Origin of the sequence: Nocardia crassostreae, assembly GCF_001613405.1 — a bacterium.
Taxonomy (GTDB): domain Bacteria; phylum Actinomycetota; class Actinomycetes; order Mycobacteriales; family Mycobacteriaceae; genus Nocardia; species Nocardia crassostreae.
In genome coordinates, this window is the sequence record NZ_BDCH01000020.1 from 1 (window position 1) to 13605 (window position 13605).

At 67.0% G+C, this 13605-nt stretch carries 17 protein-coding genes; 6 read left to right on the forward strand and 11 right to left on the reverse strand.

Translation table 11 applies throughout. The annotated features are described in order from the left end of the window. Both NC4_RS20990 and NC4_RS20995 read right to left on the reverse strand, forming a co-directional pair. On the reverse strand, nt 1–1311 hold a 1311-nt coding region (locus tag NC4_RS20990), incomplete at its 3' end, for an enoyl-CoA hydratase-related protein (protein ID WP_067541095.1). A 450-nt stretch (nt 1312–1761) separates the two neighbouring features. Beyond that, nucleotides 1762–2064 (reverse strand): hypothetical protein, encoded by a 303-nt coding sequence (locus NC4_RS20995; protein WP_067541096.1) that lies wholly within the window; start codon nt 2062–2064, stop codon nt 1762–1764. A 215-nt stretch (nt 2065–2279) separates the two neighbouring features. Here NC4_RS20995 and NC4_RS21000 point away from each other — a divergent pair, with 215 nt between their 5' ends. From NC4_RS21000 to NC4_RS39215, 3 genes are read left to right on the forward strand one after another with little or no spacing between them, the layout of a single operon-like run. Beyond that, on the forward strand, nt 2280–3164 hold the full coding sequence (locus tag NC4_RS21000) for a helix-turn-helix domain-containing protein (RefSeq protein WP_067541097.1): 885 nt from the start codon (nt 2280–2282) through the stop codon (nt 3162–3164). After that, entirely contained in the window at nt 3154–3351 is a 198-nt protein-coding gene (locus tag NC4_RS39210; RefSeq protein ID WP_084529631.1) for a DUF397 domain-containing protein, read from the forward strand. The genes NC4_RS21000 and NC4_RS39210 overlap by 11 nt, the downstream gene beginning before the upstream one ends. Further along, nucleotides 3314–3523, forward strand: coding sequence for a DUF397 domain-containing protein (locus NC4_RS39215; RefSeq protein WP_369690774.1), 210 nt, complete (start codon nt 3314–3316; stop codon nt 3521–3523). The genes NC4_RS39210 and NC4_RS39215 overlap by 38 nt, the downstream gene beginning before the upstream one ends. On the opposite strand, the gene pdxR is transcribed toward NC4_RS39215, so the two are convergent. Continuing rightward, complete coding sequence (gene pdxR / locus NC4_RS21005; protein WP_439957547.1) at nt 3507–4958, reverse strand: MocR-like pyridoxine biosynthesis transcription factor PdxR; 1452 nt, start codon at nt 4956–4958, stop codon at nt 3507–3509. The two genes, NC4_RS39215 and pdxR, sit on opposite strands and share 17 nt — an antisense overlap. A 49-nt stretch (nt 4959–5007) precedes the next feature. On the opposite strand from pdxR, the gene NC4_RS21010 reads away from it, so the two are divergent. Next, nucleotides 5008–5415, forward strand: coding sequence for a carboxymuconolactone decarboxylase family protein (locus NC4_RS21010; protein WP_174566868.1), 408 nt, complete (start codon nt 5008–5010; stop codon nt 5413–5415). Between the two features lie 120 nt (nt 5416–5535). After that, the gene (locus NC4_RS21015; protein WP_067541100.1) at nt 5536–6705 is read left to right on the forward strand and encodes an MFS transporter; all 1170 of its coding nucleotides are present in this window, start codon (nt 5536–5538) and stop codon (nt 6703–6705) included. A gap of 68 nt (nt 6706–6773) precedes the next feature. Here the strand turns inward: NC4_RS21015 and NC4_RS21020 are convergent, their stop codons facing one another. Together NC4_RS21020 and NC4_RS21025 are read right to left on the reverse strand one after the other, a co-directional pair. Further along, nucleotides 6774–7181, reverse strand: a complete 408-nt coding sequence (locus tag NC4_RS21020) for an NUDIX hydrolase (protein WP_169814843.1) — start codon at nt 7179–7181, stop codon at nt 6774–6776. A gap of 247 nt (nt 7182–7428) precedes the next feature. Further along, a complete protein-coding gene (locus NC4_RS21025) occupies nt 7429–8166 on the reverse strand; it encodes an SGNH/GDSL hydrolase family protein (RefSeq protein WP_067541102.1) in 738 nt (245 codons plus the stop codon). Between the two features lie 66 nt (nt 8167–8232). On the opposite strand from NC4_RS21025, the gene NC4_RS21030 reads away from it, so the two are divergent. Then, entirely contained in the window at nt 8233–8949 is a 717-nt protein-coding gene (locus NC4_RS21030) for an AraC family transcriptional regulator (protein WP_157554993.1), read from the forward strand. Between the two features lie 104 nt (nt 8950–9053). On the opposite strand, the gene NC4_RS21035 is transcribed toward NC4_RS21030, so the two are convergent. The 6 genes from NC4_RS21035 to NC4_RS42920 form a co-directional block, all read right to left on the reverse strand. Next, complete coding sequence (locus tag NC4_RS21035; protein ID WP_067541105.1) at nt 9054–10226, reverse strand: cytochrome P450 family protein; 1173 nt, start codon at nt 10224–10226, stop codon at nt 9054–9056. Nucleotides 10227–10245: 19 nt separating this feature from the next. Then, nucleotides 10246–11481 (reverse strand): cytochrome P450 family protein, encoded by a 1236-nt coding sequence (locus NC4_RS21040; protein WP_067541107.1) that lies wholly within the window; start codon nt 11479–11481, stop codon nt 10246–10248. Beyond that, complete coding sequence (locus tag NC4_RS21045; RefSeq protein ID WP_245721854.1) at nt 11478–12032, reverse strand: GTP-binding protein; 555 nt, start codon at nt 12030–12032, stop codon at nt 11478–11480. The genes NC4_RS21040 and NC4_RS21045 overlap by 4 nt, the downstream gene beginning before the upstream one ends. A gap of 64 nt (nt 12033–12096) precedes the next feature. Then, complete coding sequence (locus NC4_RS21050; RefSeq protein ID WP_067541109.1) at nt 12097–12441, reverse strand: DUF742 domain-containing protein; 345 nt, start codon at nt 12439–12441, stop codon at nt 12097–12099. After that, entirely contained in the window at nt 12438–12782 is a 345-nt protein-coding gene (locus NC4_RS21055; RefSeq protein WP_245721823.1) for a roadblock/LC7 domain-containing protein, read from the reverse strand. The genes NC4_RS21050 and NC4_RS21055 overlap by 4 nt, the downstream gene beginning before the upstream one ends. A gap of 104 nt (nt 12783–12886) precedes the next feature. Further along, nucleotides 12887–13591: an ATP-binding protein gene (locus NC4_RS42920; protein ID WP_245721824.1), complete on the reverse strand. Its 705-nt coding sequence runs from the start codon at nt 13589–13591 to the stop codon at nt 12887–12889. Nucleotides 13592–13605 lie beyond the last annotated feature (14 nt).

Consider the following 13605-nt stretch of genomic DNA (forward strand, 5'->3'; position numbering starts at 1 on the left):
CCAGTACTCCGAGCCGTGCAGGCCCATCAGGCGGTAGTGCGGGTTGAGCACGGCCGAGGAGCGGCACCAGACCTCGTCCGCGGCCAGGGAGAGCATGACGCCGCCCGCGGCGGCGTTACCGGCCAGGGCGGAGATCACGAGTTTGTCGGTGGTGGTGAGGATTTCCTCGACGAGGTCGTCCATGGCGTTGATATTGCGCCAGGACTCCGCGGCCGGATCGGCGGCGGCCTCGATGACGTTCAGGTGGATGCCGTTGGAGAAGAAGTCGCGAGCAGGGCCGAGCACCAGCACGTTCACCGGCCGGGAGCACGCGTATCGATAGGCTTCCAGTAGGCGCTGGCACTGTTCGGTGCTCATGGCGCCGCAGGCGAAGGCGAATTCGAGGTATCCGACCTCGCCGTGCTCGCGGTAGCGCAGTTCCGGCCAGGTGTCGGGGGTGGCGGCCTCGGTCGGCGTTACCGGGACTTCCGGAATGCCCGCCAGCAGTTCGGGGCCGAGTACGTGCGTGGCGGGCTGTTTGAAAGTGGCCGGGCCGCCGGGCATTCGGCGGGCGCGCAGCTGCGGCAGCCACACCGCGCCATCGCCGGTGGCGCGGCAGATCGCGCCGTCGCGGGTGGCGATGACGGTTCCGGCGGGACCGCGCAGCTGATCCTCGTAATGGCCGCCGTGCAGGAAGAACTCCCGCCCGAACAGCGAATCCAGTACGCCCGGTTGCGAATCCGCCGCGCGCAGCTTGCGCAGGACGGTCGCGGTGCTGTCCTGCGACCAGTCGATGCGCCGGAATTCCTGTGCGTGATAGGGCCGCAGCTGCCCGGTCACATCCGGCCGCGCGTAGTCGAGGGGTTCCGGTGTGAACCCGCCGTGCTCGAACCGCTCCACGGCCAGCAGTACGGCGCGCACGGTCGCATCCGCGACCTCGTTCCGATACAGCTCGCTCTTCCCGCCGGTGGCGGGAAACGGTTCACTGGCCCAGATCGGCCCCGCGTCCATCTCGGCCATGGCCTGGAGCACGGTCACACCCCATTGCGGTGCGTTCTCGTGAATCGCCCAGTCCAGCGAGGACGGCCCGCGGTCGCCCTTGGGCCCCGGATGCACGATGAGCACGGTGTGCGAGGTCCAGATGTCCTCCGGAATCGCCGTGGTGAGCATGGGCGCGAGTATCAATTGCGGCCGGAACCGCGCCACTCCCGCCCGGAGCTCGTCGTCCCCCGGTGCCAGCTCCACCCCCACGTGATGCCCGCGTTCCCTCAACTCGGTGTGGACCCGCTGCGTGAGGCTGTTGAACGCGCTGGCGACCAGCAGGATGCGCACGTACTTCCTCCATCAAACATGTAGCGAACGAACAGCCGAATCCCCGGCGTCCGTGCGTAGTTCGCAGACGAAGCTAGCCAGCCGATAACTCGAGCGCACCTCGTGACCCGATTACCGGGTTCTGAAACGTTGCATTGTGAGAGCTATTTGCCATGGTGAGCGATATGTCCGATTTTTAAACCTACATTTCAGTGTTATCAGTGCCACACACCCCGTGGGATAGGTTGTCCTAAGCGGGACATTGACGTTCACGGGACGTTAGTCGAAAACATGAATCAACCTCTCCGCCAACCTGAATGACTCCTTTCGACGTGTTGATCAGGAGTTGCCGACCGCATGCCGACCGTAGGTCGACACGGCCCGCCACCACGCCCCCGCCCGAAACGCAGCGGCGGCAACAGGAACGAAACTGAGCAGCCAAAGCCCGGTGTTCATGGTCGTCTCCTGAGATCAGTCGAGGACGACGCGCTGGAGGAGCGCATCGAAGAGGGTTGTGTCCCACGGGGTCGCGTCGGCCCCGGCGAGAATCGCGTCCAGCAATGGCGCGTGCGCCAGACTCCCCGGGCCGTAGTACCCGGTGGTGCGGGCGCTGACGAGAACGGCATGGATGAAGATCGCGTACGCCTGCGAGCGCGGCGCAAGGTTCGCGCCGCCCGTGGCTTCGAGCTGTCGCAGTAGAACTTCGGCGGCGTCGATGACGTCCTGGATGACCTGAATCTCGATCTGCTTGAGATCCTCGCGGCTGCTGGCCACTGTGCCGACCTCCTTTGCTTGGGCTAACGACGGGTTGCGCTGCGCGCCAACAGAACACGTCCAGGACCAGCGAGGAGGGGCATAAACTGGCTGAATTCACCTCATTTGATGCAAACGCCCAGCATAAAAACCAAGAATTCCATGATCAATTACCAGAATCCGGGCTCGTAATTACCAAAAAACGGTGTCCCGCCACCCATCCTGGAGATTCATCAATGGTTGACACGGGTTCCACAGTCCCGCGGCGTCAGCTCGGACGCTATCTGCGGGAGTTGCGCCAGCAGTCGGGACTGACCCTCGTAGAGGTCGCCCGGAGAATCGAGCGTGGGGTTAGCACGGTCCAGCGGCTCGAGGCTGGTCGAGCCGACAATATTCGCTTAGCGGACATCGAGGCCCTGTGCCAGGTGCTGGGAGCCAGCGAGACCGAGACCGCTGCGCTCAAAGGACTTGCTCAGCAAGGCAACGCCAGAAGTTGGTGGCACCAGTACAACGACCTGATTCCGGCCAACTTCGATGTGTACATGGGGTTGGAGTCCGCAGCGCAGGAGTTGACTCTGTTCCAGGAACTGATTCCCGGCCTGATGCAGACCGCCGACTACTTCCGGGCTTTGCTTCGCGCGGCGCGGCCAAATGAGATCGACACCGAGATTTCGCGGCGTGTCGAGATGCGGATGCATCGGCAGGCTCTGATGGCCCGCCGCGCTCAGGCTGCGACTCTCGACATGATTCTCGACGAATCCGCTTTGCACAGAGTGATCGGCAGTCGTCGAATAATGGCCGCTCAACTGCGGCACCTGGCGGATGCCGGGACACAGCCGGACGCGACCATTCGTATCCTGCCGTACTCCGCCGGGGTGCCGCTGGGCGATCTAACAGGACCGTTCATCATTCTCGACTTCGGAGAGGGTATCGTCGACCAGCCCCTCGAGCCCTCCGTGGTTTACGTCGAGAGCTATACCGGGGCAATGTATTTCGATGATGAGGACAATGTCGAGCGCTATCGCGCTGCGCACGAGGCGTTGCGGCGGGTAGCGTTGGATGGGCAGCGCAGTCGTGATCTACTTCGTCAAGCGGCAAGGGAGTATGAGCGTGAACGATGAGCTATTCGGTGCCCGCTGGTTCAAGAGCAGCTATAGCGGCGCCAGCCAAGAGTGTGTCGAGGTTGCTCATCTGAGCAACGGCATGGTCGGAGTTCGAGACTCGAAGAATCCCAATGGTGGAGTCCTGATTCTTGCCCCTGAGGTGTGGGATGCATTTACCGCGAGCGAGCTTTGCGCTGAGCACTGATTCGTCGGGATTGCGCTGGTTCAAGAGCAGCCACAGTGGTGGCAGCCAGGACTGCGTCGAAGTCGCCCATCTCGGTGACGGTTCGGTCGGCGTCCGGGACTCCAAGGACCCCATGGGTTCTGCGCTGATCTTCACGTCGGCGCAGTGGGATGCGTTCATCGCTGGTCTTTGACTGGTGCGGGCGGGTCGGGGAGGGCTAGGCACAGGGCCTCCAGGGCGGCGGTGAAGCCGTGGTCGGAGGGGGTGCCGTAGCCGAGGACGAGGCCGTCTCGGGTGGGCATGGGGCTGGCGGGGTGGCGGTAGGGGTGGAGGCCGTCCAGGGCGAGGCCCAGTCGGCGGGCGGCTTGGACGGTGGAATCCTCTGTGCCGTCGGGGAGTTCGAGGACGGCGTGCAGGCCCGCGGCGATTCCGCTGATGTGGATGTGGGGGAAGCGGGTGGCGAGGGTGTGCATCAGGAGGTCGTGGCGGCGGCGGTAGGTGATGCGGGTGCGGCGGAGGTGGCGGTCGTAGGCGCCTGAAGTGAAGAAGTCGGCGAGGGTTAGTTGGTCTACGGCGCTGACCTGCATTTCGCGAGGGCCCTTGGCGGACAGGACCTTGTCGATGAGGCGGACGGGGAGCGCCATCCAGCCGACGCGGAGGGCGGGGGAGAGGCTCTTGCTGACCGAGCCCAGGTAGACGACGCGTTCGGGGTCGAGACCTTGGACAGCGCCGACGGGCTCGCGGTCGTAGCGGAATTCGCCGTCGTAGTCGTCCTCGAGCACCACGCCGCCGGTGGAGCGTGCCCAATCGATCACTGCCGCACGGCGTTCCGGGTGCAGGGGGCCGCCGGTGGGGTATTGGTGCGCGGGGGTCAGCAGGACGGCTCGGGCGTCGGTGGCGGTGAGTTCGTCGATGCGTGCGCCGTGCGGGTCGACCGTCAGCGGGACGGTCTCCTGGCCCGCGCCGTGCAGGATCTGGCGGTAGTAGCCCAATCCGTACGCCTCCATGGCAATCGGGCCCTCCAGGACCGTCGCCAGCAGTTGCAGGCCCTGGGCGAATCCGGAGCAGATGACAATCCGCTCGGGCTCGGTGCGCACACCGCGCGCCCGCGTCAGATATTCGGCCAGGGCGGTGCGCAATTCGACGCGACTGCGCGGATCACCCACGCCGAAGGCGTCATTGGGCGCGGCGGTCAGGGCGCGGCGCGTGGAGGCGATCCAGTCCGTGCGCGGGAAGGCCGCCGCATTGGGTGAACTCGGTTGCAGGTCGTGCCGTACCCGGCGCGGGGCCGGGCGGTAGGGGCGTCCGGTGCGCTCCTCCGGGGCGGGCGCGGCCCGCTGCGCCACCCGGGTGCCGGAACCCTGGCGCGCCGTCAGCCAGCCCTCCTCCACCAATTCGGCATAGGCCGCGGCCACGGTATTGCGGGCTATGCCCAAGTCGATGGCGAGGCTGCGATACGGCGGCAGCCGCGTCCCGGGCGCGAGCCGCCCGGAGCGAATGGCCTCCCGCAGCGCGGCCATGAGCCGAACCCGGCGATTCCCCACCCCGGCCAGCTCGAGGTGCAGGTCGACACCCTGATCCGTCTCGGATAGCTCCGGAGAGCGCCTGGAATTGACCCATGTTTCCACCATGGGAATGAACCCTATACGTGGGTCTTTCCGCCCGTACGTTTATGTCATGACAACGATCCAGATCGCCGAACGCATGAACTTCTCCGCCGTCGCCCCCAAGGTCTTCAAGGCCGTCATGGCCCTCGACGCCGCCGCCCGCCAGGGCATCGATCCGGTCCTGCTGGAACTGGTGCAGATTCGCGCCTCGCAGATCAACCGCTGCGCCTACTGCATCGATTACCACACCACCGATGCCCGCAAGGCCGGTGAAGCCGAGGAGCGCATCTACCAGCTCAGCGCCTGGGAGGAGTCGAGCCTGTTCACCGCCCGCGAGCGCGCCGCCCTCGCCCTCACCGAGGCCGTCACCAAACTCCCCGAAGGCGTTCCGGATTCGGTCTACAACGAGGCCGCCGAACACTTCGGCGAATCCGAACTCGCCCAGCTCATTGCGCTCATCTTCACCACCAATGCCTGAAACCGGATGAACGTCACCACCCGCAAGACCCCCGGAACCTTCTGATCCGCTGATCTCGACGCGACGGGCGGCTCCCCGCGAGCCGCCCCGGGACCCCTTGTGCACGAAAGGTTTTCCACCATGACCGCCCTCACCTCCGCCCCCGAGCGCGCCACCGTGCGCGGCTGGCTCGCCGTCCTGGCCGTGACGCTCGGCATCTTCTCCCTGATGACCTCCGAACTGCTGCCCGTCGGCCTGCTCACCCCGGTCGGCTCGGCCCTGAACATCTCCGAGGGCGCCGCCGGGCTCATGGTGACGGTGCCCGGTCTGGTGGCCGCCTTCTCCGCACCACTGATCACGATCCTCACCGGCCGCATCGACCGCCGCATCATGCTCGTCGCCCTCATCGCGCTCATGGGCGCGGCCAATCTCGCCTCCAGCATGGCGACCAGCTTCACCGTCATCCTCATCGCGCGCTTCCTGATCGGCATCGCGGTCGGCGGCTTCTGGTCCATCGCGGGCAGTATCGCGCTGCGCCTGGTGCCCGAGCATCAGGTGGGCCGCGCCACCGCCGTCATCTTCGGCGGCGTCGAAACCGCCTCCGTCTTCGGCGTTCCCACCGGCACCTTCATCGGCGATCTGAGCGGTTGGCGCGCCGCCTTCGCCGTGGTCGGCCTGCTCGGCCTGGTCTCGGTGATCGCCATGGCCTTCCTGCTGCCCAGCCTGCCCGCGCAGCGCACCATCGGATTCGCGGATCTGCCCAAGGTTTTCGGCGCCAATGCCACCCTGCGCGCCGCGCTGGCCCTGACCTTCCTGGTGATCACCGGCCACTTCCTGGCCTACACCTTCGTGCGCCCCATCCTGCTCGGCGACGGCATCGGCGACCACGCCATCGGCGTACTGCTGCTGGTGTTCGGGATTGCGGGAATCTGCGGCAACTTCCTCGTCGGCGCACTGGTCGCGAAGAGCCTGCGCGGTGCGACGGCCGCCATCGTGGCCGCCCTCACCGCGGCCATGCTGATCCTCGCCGTCGCCGATCACACGACCCTCACCGCGGCCGCCGCGCTCGTTCTCTGGGGCCTGGGCTACGGTGCGGTTCCGGTGACCTTCCAGACCTGGATCATGCGCTCGGCCCCGGACGCCACCGAAGCCGCCTCGTCGCTGTTCGTCTCGGTCTTCAATATCCCGATCGCCCTCGGCGCGCTGTTCGGCGGCTTCGCGGTCAATGGCATTGCCACCACCAGCGTGCTCTGGATCGGCGCGGCTATGATCCTGCTCGCGCTGCCCATCATTCGCGGCGCCCGCCACTGAATCCGATTCGCACACACCAGCTGAGCCCGGCGCAAGCCGGGCTCAGCTATTCGCGTATCGGGCCGGACTCACATCCGATAGGTGGCGAGAATGGCGCGAATGGAGGAGGTGACGGGTAGCTCGCCATCGAGGGGCAACCAGCGATAGTCGGCATAGTTGGTGAGCTGAATCGGCGAGACGGCCGCCACTTCGACCGCGAAATGCTCCCGGCGAACCGGCTTTCCGGCACTCGACAAATAGTCGAAACCGCCGAGGTGCCGGTGGATGTCGACCACCGTCAGCCCGGTCTCCTCCGCGACGGCCCGCGCCACGGCTCTGGCCAGCGATTCCCCGGTGCGCACAATGGTTCCCGGCAGGCTCAGCGTGCTGCGCCCCTCGGCGTATTCATCGCGCTCCAGCAGCAGTACCGAGCCGTCCCGCTCCAGTACCACTCCGACTCGCAAGGCCACGCCTTCCGCGGCGGCCTTCTCCGACAATTCGGCCAGTGCAGATTCCCCGACAGACTGTCTGGGCGACAACTCGAAACCCTGCACTGCACACCCGCATCCCGTAACACCGGACATCCACGACCAGTACCACCTTCAACGCTACCGCCCGAGAAGCATTCAGCAGCAGTTGAATACAGTACTTCCGTTGCAAATAATCCGTACGGATATCCAGCCCGGAAATATTTCGTAACCAACCGGAGACAGACCTGGCGGTTCGTCAACTCGGATTTTCGGTTCACGGCAACCGGGCGGAACGCGGCAGCGCCGTCTCCCGCAGGAACCCCTCCAACAGGTCCGCGATCATGGTCGCGCCCCGGCTGTTCTGATGGACGAAATCCGAGGTCAGCGCCAGCTGCCTGCCCTCGGCAATGGCATCGTAGGACCGCCGCAGCAGCTTGTGGCCGAGCACCGAGGTGTACCGCTGGACCAGGCCCTCCGGATACGGCAGGGCAATGGCCCCGCAGCCTTCCAGATAGTCGCGCTGACGCTCGAACAGCGGCAGATACTCCACATGGTGATCGGCGGCCACCGCCCACGCCGCCTCGGCGAACTGCGCGCCGATCCGGACCGCCGGGGAGGCCAGATCCTGGCCCAGGGCGGGCGGGGACAGCACGGCCAGGTGCGCATCGGTCTCCGCGTCCAGGCGGCCGATGATGGCGGCGAGATTCTCCCGGTACCGCTCCAGCGTGGGCGCGACCGCCAGGCCCTTCTTCTGCATGACCTTTTCCGCATTGGCCGCGCTCAGCGTGGCCCAGGCGTCATTGGTGCCGATCAGCACGGAGACCACATCCGGCTGCGCCGCGATGACATCGTCGAGCCGGGCCAGCAGATTGGCCGAGGTGTCGCCATTGACCCCGGCATTGGTGAATGTGACGCCCTGCCCGCGCAGACGCTCGGCCAGAATCGGGATGTAGCCCACCCCGTACTGTCCGCGCGTCTGGCTGTCACCGGCGCACACGATTCGCATTGCCATTCCGATCGACCTCATTTCATCCGGGTGACCGGCTCGAACCCGCCGGTCCCGACTAGCCTCGCAATCGTGACCGGGTCCGCGCTTTCACAAACCTGCGGTGTCCGCCGCCCCGTGCTCTGGATGCGGCCGGACCATGCGGGCTACCTCGGCCCGGATCTGGGCGTCGGCATGCACGCCACCCCGCTCGCCGTCCTGGGCCTGGGCGTGACCGCACCGTTCCGCCTGGAGCTCCCCGGTAACCGGGAGATCGTCACCCGCAGCTCCTTCGCCCCCGCCCGCGCCCCGCACCGCATCATGAGCGACGGCTGGATAGGCCTGATCCTCGCCGAACCCGGCACCGCCGCCGCAATCACCCTGCGCGACAGCATGACCCGAACCGACGGCCCCTACGGCCTGGACTCACGTCACGAACCGGCTCTGATCGCCGCCGCAACCGCCGGTGTCCCCGATCTGGACCGCCTGCTCACGGAGCTCACCCCGGCTCCGCGCCCCATCGATCCCCGAATCACCCATGTAATCAGCCAGATTCGCACCACCCCCGCCGCCCACCTGCGCGCCGAAAAGATCGCCGCCGACCTCGGCATGTCCGAATCCCACTTCCTGCACACCTTCGCCGCCAGCACCGGCACCACCTTCCGCCGCTACCGCCAGTGGTCCCGCCTCCGAATCGTCGGCGCCGCCCTGCAATCCGGCCACGACCTCACCCGCTGCGCCGCCGACGCCGACTTCGCCTCGCCGTCCCACCTCAGCGAAACCTCCGCCGAACCTTCGGCCTGTCGCTGACCGCCGTGCTGAATGCGAAGGTGGAGTTCGACATTCGCTGACCGGGTCGCCGAAACGACTCAGGCCCGGCGGACACCGGGCCTGAATCGACAACAGCGGCCGAGCTACTCCGCGGTGAGGTACACCGGGAGGCTGCGGTGGCCGTTGGCGATGAAGCCGATGACCGGGGGCACCTCGGCGGGATCGGTGGCCAGGCGCAGGCCGGGGAAGCGCTCGAACAGGGCGGGCAGGGCAATGGTCGCCTCGAGACGGGCCAGGTGGTCCTTGACGGCGCGGGTGATGTCGAAGTCGTCGGCGGTGGCGCCGTGGACCTTCGGGTCGCGGCCTGCGGCGGCGTAGGAGGCCAGGATGGCCTCACCCTTGGCAATCTTGATTCCGTCGATCTCGATGTCCTCCACCGCATAGCGCAGCGGCAGATGGGCGACCGGGGATTCGAAGCGCAGCGCCTCCTCGACGACCTCCGCCCAGCTCACCTCGCCCGCGCGGGCGGCGGCGAGCTGGGCGGGATGGGTGAGCAGCGCGAAGATGGCCTGGTCGAGCAGGTTCACGGTGATCTCGTGACCGGCATTGATGACCAGCATGATGGTGTCGATCATCTCCTTCTCGGTGAGGCGCTCGCCGTCCTCGTCGCGAGTGGAGGTGAGCACGCTGGTCACATCGTCGCCGGGATTGTCGCGGCGGAAGGCCACCAATTCGGCGATCAGCTCGCCCATTTCGATGTAGTTGGCCAGCGCGGCCTCGGGGCTGATCTCGGTGTCGAAGAACCGGGCCACGCACACGCGCAGGGCGGGCTCCCGATCCTCGGGGACGCCGAGCAACTCGCAGATCACCTGGATCGGCACCGGGTAGGCGAAACCCTCACGCAGATCCACGATCTCACCGGCCGGGGTGGCGGCCAGCTTGTCCAGCAGATCGGTTACCAGCTCCTCGATGCGGGGCTGCATGGCCACGGTGCAGCGATGGGTGAAGGCCGGGGACACCAGCTTGCGCAGGCGGCGGTGATCGGAACCGTAGGCGGTGAACATGTTCTCGGCGATCACCCAGGTGATCAGCGGCCAGTCCGCGCCCACCTCGCCGTTCTGCAGGGCGGGCCAGTGCTGCGAGGCGGACTTGGAGACGCGCGGATCGGCGAGCAGCCGCTTCAGCAGGTCCGCATCGGTCACCGACCAGGCGGGCACGCCCATCAGCTCGACCAGGGTCACCGGGCCACGGGCACGAATGCGGGCGTTCTCGCCTTGAATGTCGACACCGGTGAGATCCAGCGCCAGGGGTTCCATCGTCACAGCGTTCTCCTACTCACACATTCAGTGGCGGGCACGCCGGGAAGACCACCGGCAGCGCTGCCAGCGCCCGGTGGAAAGGCCCTGGGCGCCAGACCAGTTCATCGAGTGGAACGGCCAGGCGCAACTCGGGCAGCGTATCCAGCAACTGATCGATGGCCTCCTGAGCCACCAGTGAGGCAACGGATCTCGCGGGACAGGCATGCGGACCCAGGCTCCAGGCCAGGTGGGACCGGTTGCCGATGCGTTCCCCGCCGCTGATGGCGGGATCGTTGTTGCAGCCGGTCATGCTGATGACCACCGGCTGATGCGCGGGCAGCCAGGTGCCATTGATGAGCATGGGCTGGCGCGGATAGGAGACGGAGAAGTTCGCCATCGGCGGGTCGTTGAAGAGCACCTCGTCCAAAGCGTCACGGGTGGAAAGGCTTCCGCCCAGCACATCGCCCGCGAAGCGGTCGTCGGTGAGGATCAGGCGCAGCGTATTGATGATGAGGTTCTGCTGCGGCTCCAGTCCGGCGCCGTAGATGCTGATGATGTTGTACAGCATCTCGGTGTCGTCGAGACCGGCGTCGTGCTGCAGCAGCCGGGTCACCATATCGGCGCCGGGCTCGCGCCGCTTGAGCGCGATGAGCTCCAGCAGCGCCTCACTGAGCATCTGCATGCCCAGGGCGGCGTTCTCGTCCACCGAGTCGAACAGCGCGGCCATGCCCGCGGCCACCCGCGCGCCGATATCCGGTGGGCAGCCCAGCATGTCGTTGAGCCCGGCGAACACCAGCGGCATGGCGTACTGGCTGATCAGCTCCGCCTCGCCGTTCTCACAGAAGGCATTGATGAGCGGAATGGCCTCGCGCTCGACGATGGCGTGCAGCCCGTGCAGATTGACGCCGTCGACCGCGTGCACATTCGCCTGCCGGTATCGCCAATGCGTCGCACCGGAATTGCGCAGCACATTCGGATACCACTGCAACATGGGTTTGACCGGGGAGTCGTCCGGGATCGTGTCCTGCCACACCCGCGGATCCGCCGGGAAATGCTCGGGATCATTGAGGATCTGAACCGCGTCGTGATACCCGATCACGAGGGTCGCGGGCACCCCGGGCGCCAGCTCCACCGGCACCAGCGAACCGTAGCGGCGGCGCATCTCGCGATAGCTGCCGTGCGGGTCGGCCGCGAATTCCTGGGTGTAGAGCGGGAAGTGGGTGCCGTCGGTGAGCGTGGACGGTCCGACCGGCGATCCAGTCGACGTGGTCAAAGGCGAGACTCCTGACGCGATTGAAACAGGTATTCGACGAGGGTGATGAGCGAATGCACGCAGGTGCGCCGATCCCGGGCGTCCAGGGCGGTCAGCGGCGTGCTCGCGGTGAGGTCGAGCGCATCGCGCACCTCGTCGAGCGGATAGCGCTGCGCGCCCTCGAATTCGTTGACCGCCACCGCATACGGCACACCGCGCTCCTCGAGCACCGAGAGCACCTCGTCGGACTGCTCGATGCGCCGGGTGTCGACCAGTACGAGCGCGCCGAGCGCGCCCATGGCCAGCTCCTCCCACATGGGCAGGAACCGGCGCTGCCCGGGCGTGCCGAAAAGGTACAGCGCCAGTTCGGGATTGAGCGTGATGCGGCCGAAATCCATGGCGACCGTGGTGGTCGTCTTGCTCCCCAGCCCGGTGATGTCGTCGACGCCGATGCTGGCCTCGGTAATGGTCTCCTCGGTGCGCAGCGGTTTGATCTCCGAGACGCTCCCGACGAAGGTGGTCTTGCCGACGCCGAAACTGCCCGCCACCAACAGCTTCACCGATCGGGTGATGGTGGACGGCAGGTATTCGACGCCGGTGGGCGATGTCGTGGGGCCGGATTCCGCGGTGGCGGAGTCAGACCGCGAGGGCGCGAAGCCCATTCAGTACCTCTTCCAGCAAACTGACGTCCGGCAACGTGTGTTCGGGCGTCCGGGTGATCAGATGACCGCTGTCGATCAGGTCGGCGATGACGATCTTCACCACCGACGGCGGCAGGTCGAGGTGGGCGGCGATCTCGGCGATCGACAGCGCACTGCGGCACAAGGTGAAGATCCGGCGCGCGTCGGGAGAGCCCCCCTGCAGTGGTGTCCCGGCGGCGACGATGACGGTGACCAGGTCCAGATGCCGGGTGGGCCGCGAACGCCCCCCGGTGCGCACGTACGCCCGGACCAGGTCGGGATCCCGCCGCGGGCCGGTCATGGCCGGGCGCCGCCGCGCGGTACCGCGCCGAGCTCGTGCCCGACCCGGGTGGCGAGTTCGTTGAGGCGGTGCGCCACCAGCGCCACATCCACCTCCGGGGTGGTGGAGACGCCCAGTACCGCACCTATTCCGGCGGCGGTGATGAAGATCATCCCGCCGTCGTATTCGGTGACGTTCTGGCGCACATTGTCCCCGGGCCCGCCGCAGAATTCACCGAGCGCCTTGCCCAGGGACCGCAATCCCGATGCGGCCGCGGCGAATCGCTCGGCATTGTCGCGGGTGATATTGCCGGAGTGCGCCATTCGCAAGCCGTCCTCGGACAGCAGCACCGCGAACCGCACCCCCGGAATATCCAGCTCGGCTAGTAGCCAGCCCAGCCGATTGGGCCCCTCTTCCAGGTTCGAGACCGGCGCCGGGCCCTGCGGGTTGGTCGCAGTCGATCAGTTCACGAGATCTTCCCTTCGGTCTGATCGGGTTCGGCGGCGGGCCCGGCCGCGGCCGCGGCATTGCGGCCGCTGACCGAACCGGTGTGCCACGCGACCGCGATTTCGGGTCGTGCGAGTTGGAGCGTCGGAGCGGCGTGCCGCGCGGGCGCGGGGGCGGGCTGCAGTACGGGCAGCGGGCCGGTGGTGTAGGTGCTCGGCTGAACCACGGTGCGGCGCCGCCGTTTCGCCAATCCGCTGGCGGTGAGCGCGGCGGCCACCTCGCTCTCGTCCGCGGGCCGCTGCACAGGGGCGACCGCGGGCGGGGCGCTCACCGGCGGGGCGACGGCGACGGGCTGTTCGCGCACATCCTGCGGCGCGACGAGCAGTTGCTCGGGGATGTACACCATGGCGCGCACACCTCCGTACATGTTCGGGCCGTCGACGTAGACGCTGAATCCGTAGCGTCGGGTCAGGGCCGCGATACTGGGGAAACCGATCTTGGGGGCGGGGCCGAGCTCGAGAATGTCGATATCGCGCTCACCGGAGAGCACCAGGCGGGCGTCCTCCAGCTGCTCCGGGCTCATGCGCACGCCCGCGTCGTCGATGAGGATGGTCACGCCGTGGTGACCCTCCTGAAAGCTGATGTCCACGTACGAGGTCGGCGGCGAATAGCGCAGCGCATTGTCGAGCAGCGTCGCCACGGTGTGCACCAGCGGCTCCACCACGCGGCTGGACACTA

Bases quoted from the DNA above. Each gene is read 5' to 3' on its own strand.
- NC4_RS21000 (WP_067541097.1), top strand. From the start codon at position 2,280: ATGGTTGACACGGGTTCCACAGTCCCGCGGCGTCAGCTCGGACGCTAT.
- NC4_RS39215 (WP_369690774.1), top strand. From the start codon at position 3,314: ATGCATTTACCGCGAGCGAGCTTTGCGCTGAGCACTGATTCGTCGGGA.
- NC4_RS21010 (WP_174566868.1), top strand. From the start codon at position 5,008: ATGACAACGATCCAGATCGCCGAACGCATGAACTTCTCCGCCGTCGCC.
- NC4_RS21015 (WP_067541100.1), top strand. From the start codon at position 5,536: ATGACCGCCCTCACCTCCGCCCCCGAGCGCGCCACCGTGCGCGGCTGG.
- NC4_RS21025 (WP_067541102.1), bottom strand. From the start codon at position 8,166: ATGGCAATGCGAATCGTGTGCGCCGGTGACAGCCAGACGCGCGGACAG.
- NC4_RS21035 (WP_067541105.1), bottom strand. From the start codon at position 10,226: ATGGAACCCCTGGCGCTGGATCTCACCGGTGTCGACATTCAAGGCGAG.
- NC4_RS21050 (WP_067541109.1), bottom strand. From the start codon at position 12,441: ATGACCGGCCCGCGGCGGGATCCCGACCTGGTCCGGGCGTACGTGCGC.